At 57.0% G+C, this 4,827-nt stretch carries 5 protein-coding genes and 1 pseudogene; 1 reads left to right on the top strand and 5 read right to left on the bottom strand.

Features of this window, described 5'->3' with window-relative positions:
• On the top strand, positions 1-1,638 hold a 1,638-nt coding region (lon, locus tag ACOSYY_RS13490; protein WP_421663021.1), incomplete at its 5' end, for an endopeptidase La.
• Positions 1,639-1,903: 265 nt separating this feature from the next.
• Here lon and ACOSYY_RS13495 read toward each other — a convergent pair.
• The 5 genes and pseudogenes from ACOSYY_RS13495 to ACOSYY_RS13515 all read right to left on the bottom strand — a co-directional run.
• On the bottom strand, positions 1,904-3,172 hold the full coding sequence (locus tag ACOSYY_RS13495; protein WP_421663022.1) for a hypothetical protein: 1,269 nt from the start codon (positions 3,170-3,172) through the stop codon (positions 1,904-1,906).
• A gap of 79 nt (positions 3,173-3,251) precedes the next feature.
• The gene (locus ACOSYY_RS13500; RefSeq protein WP_421663024.1) at positions 3,252-3,407 is read right to left on the bottom strand and encodes a type II toxin-antitoxin system HicA family toxin; all 156 of its coding nucleotides are present in this window, start codon (positions 3,405-3,407) and stop codon (positions 3,252-3,254) included.
• A 19-nt stretch (positions 3,408-3,426) separates the two neighbouring features.
• Positions 3,427-3,627, bottom strand: coding sequence for a type II toxin-antitoxin system HicB family antitoxin (locus tag ACOSYY_RS13505; RefSeq protein ID WP_421663025.1), 201 nt, complete (start codon positions 3,625-3,627; stop codon positions 3,427-3,429).
• Between the two features lie 237 nt (positions 3,628-3,864).
• Positions 3,865-4,431, bottom strand: coding sequence for a hypothetical protein (locus ACOSYY_RS13510; RefSeq protein WP_421663026.1), 567 nt, complete (start codon positions 4,429-4,431; stop codon positions 3,865-3,867).
• Positions 4,428-4,827: pseudogene (locus ACOSYY_RS13515) on the bottom strand (hypothetical protein); the annotation flags it as partial. The gene ACOSYY_RS13510 and the pseudogene ACOSYY_RS13515, both read right to left, overlap by 4 nt.

Here is a 4,827-nt window from a genome sequence, read left to right on the forward strand (position 1 = left end):
AAACAGATCGCCGAAACCGACTTGCCGGAGCCCATTCGCAAGGAAGTCGAACGAGAGGCGGCTCGGTTGAGCAAGGTACCGCCGACGTCGCCCGACCATCAGGTCTTGAGGACGTACCTTGAGCTGGTTCTCGAACTCCCGTGGAAGAAGGCATCCGAAGAGCATCTCAATCTTTCGACAGTCCGGCAGGTGCTGGAGGAAGACCACTACGGGATCAAGGAAGTGAAAGAACGTATTGTCGAACACCTGGCGGTCTTGAAGCTCAACCCGACGGCGAAGGCTCCCATTCTCTGCCTCGTCGGTCCTCCCGGCGTCGGGAAAACAAGCTTGGGGCAATCGATTGCAAGGGCAATGGGCCGAACATTCGAACGATTCAGCCTCGGCGGCGTCCATGACGAAGCCGAACTGCGCGGCCACCGTCGTACGTATGTCGGTGCGTTACCTGGCCGCATCATTCAGGCCATCCGCCGAGCCGGCGTCAACAATCCGGTCCTGATGCTTGATGAGGTTGATAAGATGGGACGTGATTTCCGCGGCGATCCGGCCTCGGCATTGTTGGAAATCCTGGATCCGGCGCAGAATCACACATTCCGTGATCATTATTTGGATCTCCCCTTCGATTTATCGAAGGTCTTCTTTATCACCACGGCCAACACCCTTGATACCATCAGCCAACCATTGTTGGACCGGATGGAGGTGATTCGCCTTCAGGGCTATAGCGAGCGTGAGAAAGCCGAGATCGCCCGACGCTATCTGTGGCCGAGACGACTCAAAGAGGCCGGCATCGAGGGCAGCCAAGCAGTGCTTACGGACGAAGTGCTGAATCTCGTTATCTCGCGTTACACACGTGAAGCCGGTGTGCGCCAACTGGAACAGATGCTGGGACGGTTGACCAGAAAAGTGGCCTTGACGTTCGCCGACCTCCCGGAAGGCCAAGAGCGGCAGCCCGTCGCCATTCAGGCCGACCTTCTCGGCGAGTGGTTAGGCTCAGAACGGTTCATGCCGGAAGAAGCCCGGAAGAATCTGCCTCCCGGTGTTGCAACCGGCTTGGCCTGGACCCCTACCGGAGGCGATGTGCTCTATATCGAAACCACCTTGCTTCCCGGCAGCCACGACTTGACTCTGACAGGCCAGCTGGGCGACGTCATGCAAGAGTCCGCGCGTGCAGCCCGGAGTTATCTCTGGTCGCACGCTGAGAGCATGGGTTTGGACATCTCTCGGTTTAAACGGAACGGGATCCATATTCACGTGCCCTCCGGAGCCATTCCGAAAGATGGTCCATCGGCCGGTATCACTATGGCAACCGCGCTGGCGTCCGCCTACGAAGGCAAGGCGGTACGGAGCGACACGGCCATGACAGGGGAAATCAGCTTGAGCGGCCTCGTCTTGCCGGTGGGCGGCATCAAAGAAAAAGTGCTGGCCGCGCACCGGGCCGGAATCAAACGGATCATTCTGCCGAAGGCCAATGAAAAAGATCTCAAGGATGTTCCGCAAGAAGTGCGCGACCAACTCACGTTCATCTTGGCAGAGCGGATCGAAGAGGTGCTGCCTGCGGCCTTTAATCCGGACTCGGAGTATGGGCGGGCCGGCAACGGGAGCGAGCCTATGGAGGCTGCAGATGCCGCAGCGGATATCTAACGCGCCTTATCCACGACGTTTCCGCTGTACTCGCGTATTCGCCGAGCTACGACAAGCCTGGACGCGATCCGAGAGCGTCCAGGCGGGCTCGCCGCTCGGTCAATCGACATAATGTTTTAAGTAAACCTTCCTTCCTCACGACTCCGCTCGCCAAGACACGCCGGCTCATCATCTCCCCGACGTCCGCAACCGTGGGCGTTCATTATTTCGCGCGATGGACCTCGCTTGCGCAATTTCGCGACGAACCGCCCGTGAATAGTTCGCGTTAACCTTCGTAGAAAGCGTGGACGATCTGCGCTGTGTTGAATAGTAGGGCGTGCCGACGCGTGTAGGCCGCATGGCCATAGTAATGGTCGCGGGGGTTCGTCGAGCCTGTGCTGTCCTTGTAATCGACGAGAAGACAGCGTCCTTCGCTGGGAAAACGCACGGCTCGCCTGGCACATTCCAGCCAGCGTTCGAACCCGTCGTACGGCTCGACCATCTCCCACATCCTCTTATTCGCCGCCTTGCCCAGCTCAGTCGGAGGGACGGCATCACTACCCGCGACCGCCAATTCTTGAACATAATCTCCGCCCCAGGCAATCGGCATTTCCATGGTAATTTGAGGGAGCTCCATCTTCGCCAGCCAATTCTTTCCATCCGTCCGCAAGTTCCGGTGATTGACGACATGCAGCAGCTTCCCGATGCCGGCCGGATCCCACCCATAGCGAACCGGCGTGCCGAAGGTGACCATGTCGAGCGCGACTCCGTTGAGAGGTGACGGTGTTGCAAGCATGGACTCGACGAGCTCGAGCATGCCGGTAAGTTTGGACTGACTTGTCTGGTCGGCATAATCGGTGAGAATCTCGAGAAACCTTGGTCGACCGGTGATGGAGCTTGGACAGAGTAGATTTGATACCAGCGCCAGGACTAGTCCGGCTTGTCCATGAGCCTGTATCAATATTCGATCCCTCTTGCTCAAATTCCGAAGTTGGCAGAGCTTGTATAGCTCGGCGAGTAGAGACACGGCGGCGAGTGCGCGCCCTAGATGGTGATGTTCGGATGACCAGAGCACCCTGATGCAAGAGATCGGCTGAGTCAGGTTCTTATTGATCGCCTTCCTGATCAACTCGACATCGGCATTGGTAAAGTTCCCCGCGTCCCCGATTTGCTGATCCAGAAGGGTTTTTGTCGCGTCATCGTCGAAGAGCGGCGGCTTCAATCCTCCTGGCAGCAATGGAATCCCGTTGGTCTCCTCTCGCATGGCGGCGAGCAAGGCATCGACTCCCGACACGCCCCGTGAGTAACCTCGTTTGAGACCGCCTGCTTCATCCAGTCTCTGCATACCGAAGATATCGGTGCCATGAAGCGCACCATGAAGGAAGACGACGCTTGCCACAGCGGCGTGAGACAGTTTCACTCCGCACTCGGCCATGATCTCAACCCACCCCGGTGAATCGGGGGAGGCGGCGTCCGTCAGGTCGGCGAATCGCAAACGGTCGCCGGGATTCTTCCGCGACAGTTCGTCGTGCTGAAAGTTATTTTCGACCGGCATGGAAAGATGTTTTACCTGAAAGAGATCAACAAGATTTACAGCGCGTTGAATTCTTCAACGCTGAGGGCGGCTTGGCGGATCAATTTACGAAGGAGTCCAGGACCAATTCATCATGCTGAGGGATGGAAAGCGTATACTCGTATCCAGATTTCACCAGCATCACATGCGAACCCCGCCGCCGCGCGACCGTCCAACCTGCTCGTTCAAATTTCGCACAGCGTCTGATCCCGAACACAACCGAATGCGGTCAGCCATCAAACCACGACCTCAACCATCCGTTCAACATCAACTTTCTGCTTCGCCTCCATAACCTCAAGCCACCCTTCAATAGCATCCTTCACATTGCCGATCGCCTCATCGCGAGTCTTCCCTTGCGAGAGGCATCCCGGCAAGGCTGGAACCTCCGCGACAAAGTAGCCGGCCTCATCCTGTTCCACCACAACATGGAGTTTCATCCCTCTAGTCTCCTTTCACACTTCATTTACAGAGCTATTATCGGAAAGACCATCACGGCGGTCAAGTAATCAGGTTTAGACAACGACTGCGAATGAAGTTCTAATCTATGATGAAGAGCGGACTTACAAGCCGGACATTTATGAGGACGAGGACATTAAGGTCAGTGATAGGCCCATGGCCGCCGCTGGGCTACATATCCGATATCGGTTCAAGACTGCAAGGAGCAGACCGGCTTATTAAGGGATAACGGTCGGTCTGGATTCCTGATCGGTGGAGGGCTTTATCGGAACGTGACTCTTCGGCATCACGGCGATAGCGGTACAAATCTTATTCTCTTCATCGATCCGGCGGTCAACGATCTTCACATCTTGCAAATATTCCTGAACGATCTCCTCGCGGGTCAGTTCGATGTCCTGCTCGCTCTCCCGTCCCGACCGTTCGCGGACACGATCGATCATGTGTTCCTTGACCAGCACGCGGACCTGTTTGGCCAAATCGGTCCGAGCTGACAGCTCAGACACACGCCGGCAAACTTCCCCGCCTTTGGTTAAATCGCCCTGGCCCCTGCCGACCCAGTACTGGTCTGAAGAATATGCGCCATGGCCAAATTCAGCACCTTGGCTGACCGAGGAAGAGGAAGACTTGTCCGCTGCTTTCTCCGCCTGGTGATTCTTGAGCTGATCGAACGATCGTTCTCCCTGGATTCTCACATCTTCCGTGTCAGCCGCCTGCACGCGGGTGACGACCAGTTCCTCGATAAGGCAAAGACCCACCATGGTGGCGATCTTCATCGCGACCTTCACGGTCTCCCTCCTCGATAGGGTTGGCCTGGCTGCGGCTGAACCGGACCTTGGCCCGGATGGATCATGGGCTGATGATCGCTCTGTAGCTGTCTCGGCGGTGCTCTATGGATGATCTCGTTCGAGGTCCGAGGGGTACCCGGTAACCCATTAGGCGGAATAAGCTCGTGCCTCGGCATCCGAGGAGGCGTCATGCTTCCAGGTGAAGGGGGCTGCCTCGGGCCCTGTGGCTGCCGGTTGGCGATGGTTTGCTGCGCGATTGCGACGTGCGGGTTGGTCGGATAGAGACTGCTCGCGTTATTCAACAAACCTTGAGGAATACCGATCGGCGAGACAAGCACCCAATTGGTCCAGGCTTGCGATACCATCGCGTTCGATTGCACACGATTGAGAATGTCC

The organism is Nitrospira sp. BLG_2, assembly GCF_049222245.1.